Origin of the sequence: Arhodomonas sp. SL1, from assembly GCF_052060015.1 — a bacterium.
Lineage (GTDB): Bacteria > Pseudomonadota > Gammaproteobacteria > Nitrococcales > Nitrococcaceae > Arhodomonas.
This window is the reverse complement of sequence record NZ_JBPODZ010000037.1, coordinates 1-2,671: the sequence shown is the minus strand read 5'-3', so window position 1 is coordinate 2,671 and position 2,671 is coordinate 1. Positions and strand designations below refer to the sequence as shown.

General features: G+C 69.0%; 4 protein-coding genes. All 4 read right to left on the bottom strand.

Going from position 1 to position 2,671, the window contains the following annotated elements:
* Window positions 1-57: 57 nt before the first annotated feature.
* From ACQ754_RS16985 to tnpA, 4 genes are read right to left on the bottom strand one after another with little or no spacing between them, the layout of a single operon-like run.
* Window positions 58-375: a hypothetical protein gene (locus ACQ754_RS16985; protein ID WP_440998234.1), complete on the bottom strand. Its 318-nt coding sequence runs from the start codon at window positions 373-375 to the stop codon at window positions 58-60.
* Window positions 365-1,924, bottom strand: a complete 1,560-nt coding sequence (tnpC, locus tag ACQ754_RS16980) for an IS66 family transposase (RefSeq protein WP_440998233.1) — start codon at window positions 1,922-1,924, stop codon at window positions 365-367. Before tnpC ends, ACQ754_RS16985 begins: the two co-directional genes overlap by 11 nt.
* Before the next feature lie 9 nt (window positions 1,925-1,933).
* The gene (gene tnpB, locus ACQ754_RS16975; protein WP_440998232.1) at window positions 1,934-2,299 is read right to left on the bottom strand and encodes an IS66 family insertion sequence element accessory protein TnpB; all 366 of its coding nucleotides are present in this window, start codon (window positions 2,297-2,299) and stop codon (window positions 1,934-1,936) included.
* A complete protein-coding gene (tnpA, locus tag ACQ754_RS16970; protein ID WP_440998231.1) occupies window positions 2,299-2,586 on the bottom strand; it encodes an IS66 family insertion sequence element accessory protein TnpA in 288 nt (95 codons plus the stop codon). The genes tnpB and tnpA overlap by 1 nt, the downstream gene beginning before the upstream one ends.
* Between the last annotated feature and the right edge of the window lie 85 nt (window positions 2,587-2,671).

Below are 2,671 nucleotides of genomic sequence, written 5' to 3'. Positions count from 1 at the left end.
GTAAGCGTTCATTTCCGGCCGTCTTGACCGGGCAGTGAGGAAGGCCTCGGGGTAGCGCTAGCCGAAGCGGTTGTCGTCATGCGGCACGACGGTGCTCCCCGGTTCCACATCCTTGATCGGCGAGAGCATCTCCGGCGGGACACGCCACTGGCGTTGGTCATCGGTGAGCACCGTCACCGTCTTGCGGTTGAACTTCACCAGCGTCCCCGTCAGCCGACCGTCGCGGCTCGACTCGAAGCTCACTCGAGCGCCGACGTCAAAGCTCATCATCGCGCGGTGGGCCTGCATCGTCTCGAGGAACTTCACCCGCTCCACGATCCGGTGATTCAGCGCCACGAGTTCGTCATAGGTGAGATGGTCGATATCAACCGGCATGGCGTTCGGCGTCGCTGATCAGTGGCTCGTGCGCGAAGCGCTCCTTCCACACGCGGGGTGTGAGCGCGAGGATCTCGCGGGCCGGATGCCGGCTGATACGCTGGAGGACGTCCACCAGGTAGGTGTAGGGGTTCACACCGTGGAGCCGGCACGTGGTGAGCAGGCTCTGCAGCGTGCCCACGTGCCGGGCGCCGAGCTCGCTCCAGCAGAAGTTCCAGTTCTTCCGCCCCATGGGGATGACGCGCAGGGCGCGCTCCAAGTGGTTGGTGTCGAGGGGCACCGCGGCGTCGCCGAGGAACACGCGCAGCGGCCCCTCGCGCTCCTGGGCATAGGCGAGCGCTTTGGCGAGCGGATTGCTGGGCAACAGCTCCGCGCGCTGGCGTTGCTCCCACACCCAGGAGAAGAACGCGTCCACCCGGGGTCGGGCGTGCTCGGCGCGGAAGGCCAGGGCCTTGTCGGGCTCGAGCCGGCGCTCCCGGATCGCGGCCTCGACCCGGTAGAGGCCGCGTATGTGGGCAAGCGCCGTGGCCACCGCCTCGGGTTCGGCGCCCTCGGCGGCCAGGAACTTGCGCCGGGTATGCGCCCAGCACTGGGCATGGGTGACTCCCTCGCTCGCCTCGGCGAAGCGCGCATAGGCGCTGTAGCCATCCGAGAGCAAGGTGCCGGTGAAACCGGCGAGCTGTTCATGGATATGGCGCGTGCCCCGGTGCGGGGCGTAGGTGAAGCTCACCTCGTCGGCCTCGCCGTAGATCGGCCAGTACCAGCCCTGCGCCATGCGCCCCCTGGCCTTGTTGCGGCCCGCCTTGATGGGCGTCTCATCCATGGCCAGCACGTCGCCCTTCAGGATGTGGGCGTGCTGGGCCTCAGCGATGGGGGTGAGCAGCGCCGCGGTGCGCTGGCTGAGATGGGTCAGGGTCGCGCGGCTCACCTGGATGCCGGCATCCGCGAGACGCTGGTGCTGGCGGTACAGCGGCAGGTGATAGCAGAACTTATCCACTACCAGCCCGGCGAGGACGCTGACATCGGCGAGCGAGCCTTCCAGCACGCCCGCCGGCGCCGGCGTTGTCACCACTGTGGCCGCGGCGCGCTCGCGCAGCACCGGGCGGCGGTAGGCGAGCACCACGTAGCTGCCGGGGCGCTGGGCGAGCCGATAGGTGGTCTTGTAGTCGATGACCTCCCAGCGATGCGCCTCCGCGCCGCTGAGCTGCGGGGCGGCCACGTCGATGGTTTCCACGGGGACGCCGGCATCGAAGCGCAGCCCTTCGCCGGTGACCGCATCACCACGGTCCTTGGTGCCGGGCTTGCGGCGCCGGTAACTCACCTCTTCGGTGGCGGGCGCCGCCGCGGGCGTGGGCGCATCCGCGAACAGATCCTCGCTCGCGGCCCCATCGACCGTGCGGCGCTCCGAGGTGGGTCCGAAGACCTGGCGCTTGAACCACTCCAGTTGCCCGGTGAGCGAGGCCACCTGGGCACGCAGCTCGGCGTTCTCCGCCGCCAGGTGCTCGGGGGGTACCATCGGCTGCGGCCGGGGCTGGGTGGCTTCACGCATGGCGGCGCATTATACCGATGCCGACCCCGCGATTCGATGCTCGTAGCGCTTGTAGCGCGGGCTGCGGCTGGCGTCGATGCCCTCGAGCAGCAGCTTCAGCGCCGTGACATCCAGGGCGAGCTTCTCGCCCTGGTGGCGTGGGTAGTGGAACTGTCCCTGCTCCAGGCGCTTGGCCCACAGGCAGTAGCCGCCGCGGTCGAAGTACAGCACCTTCATGTAGGTGCGCCGGCGGTTGATGAACACGAACAAATCCCCGCTCGCCGGCTCCTCGCCGAGGGCGTTGCGCGCGAGTGCCTCCAGGCCCGCGAAGCTCTTGCGCATGTCGGTCGGCCGGGCGTACAGCCAAACCCGCACCCGCGATTCCGGGAAGAACATCAGCGCCGCCGAAGCGTGAGCGAGACCCCATCGCCCAGTGCGATCTCGACCTCCCAGCCCCCGGGTCGGTCACCGCCCAACTCGCCGAGGTCGATGACGGCGGGGCCGGCGGCGGAGGCCTCGGTGACGGTCTGCAACCGCCGCCGATGGTACTGGAACGTGCTCAGCGCCAGCCCCTCGCGGCGGCAGAACGCCGCCTGGCTCAGGTCACTGGTCTCATACGCCGCGAAGATTTCCCGCCACTGCGCCTCGCTGCGCCGGACATGCCGGCCCTGGTTGCTGTTCATCGCTGCCTCCCGTGTCAGTGAATGCACGGGAGAGGCTAGGCGGGGATCTCGTGCTCCGGAAGAACGGCCGCGTTTGAACGCTTAC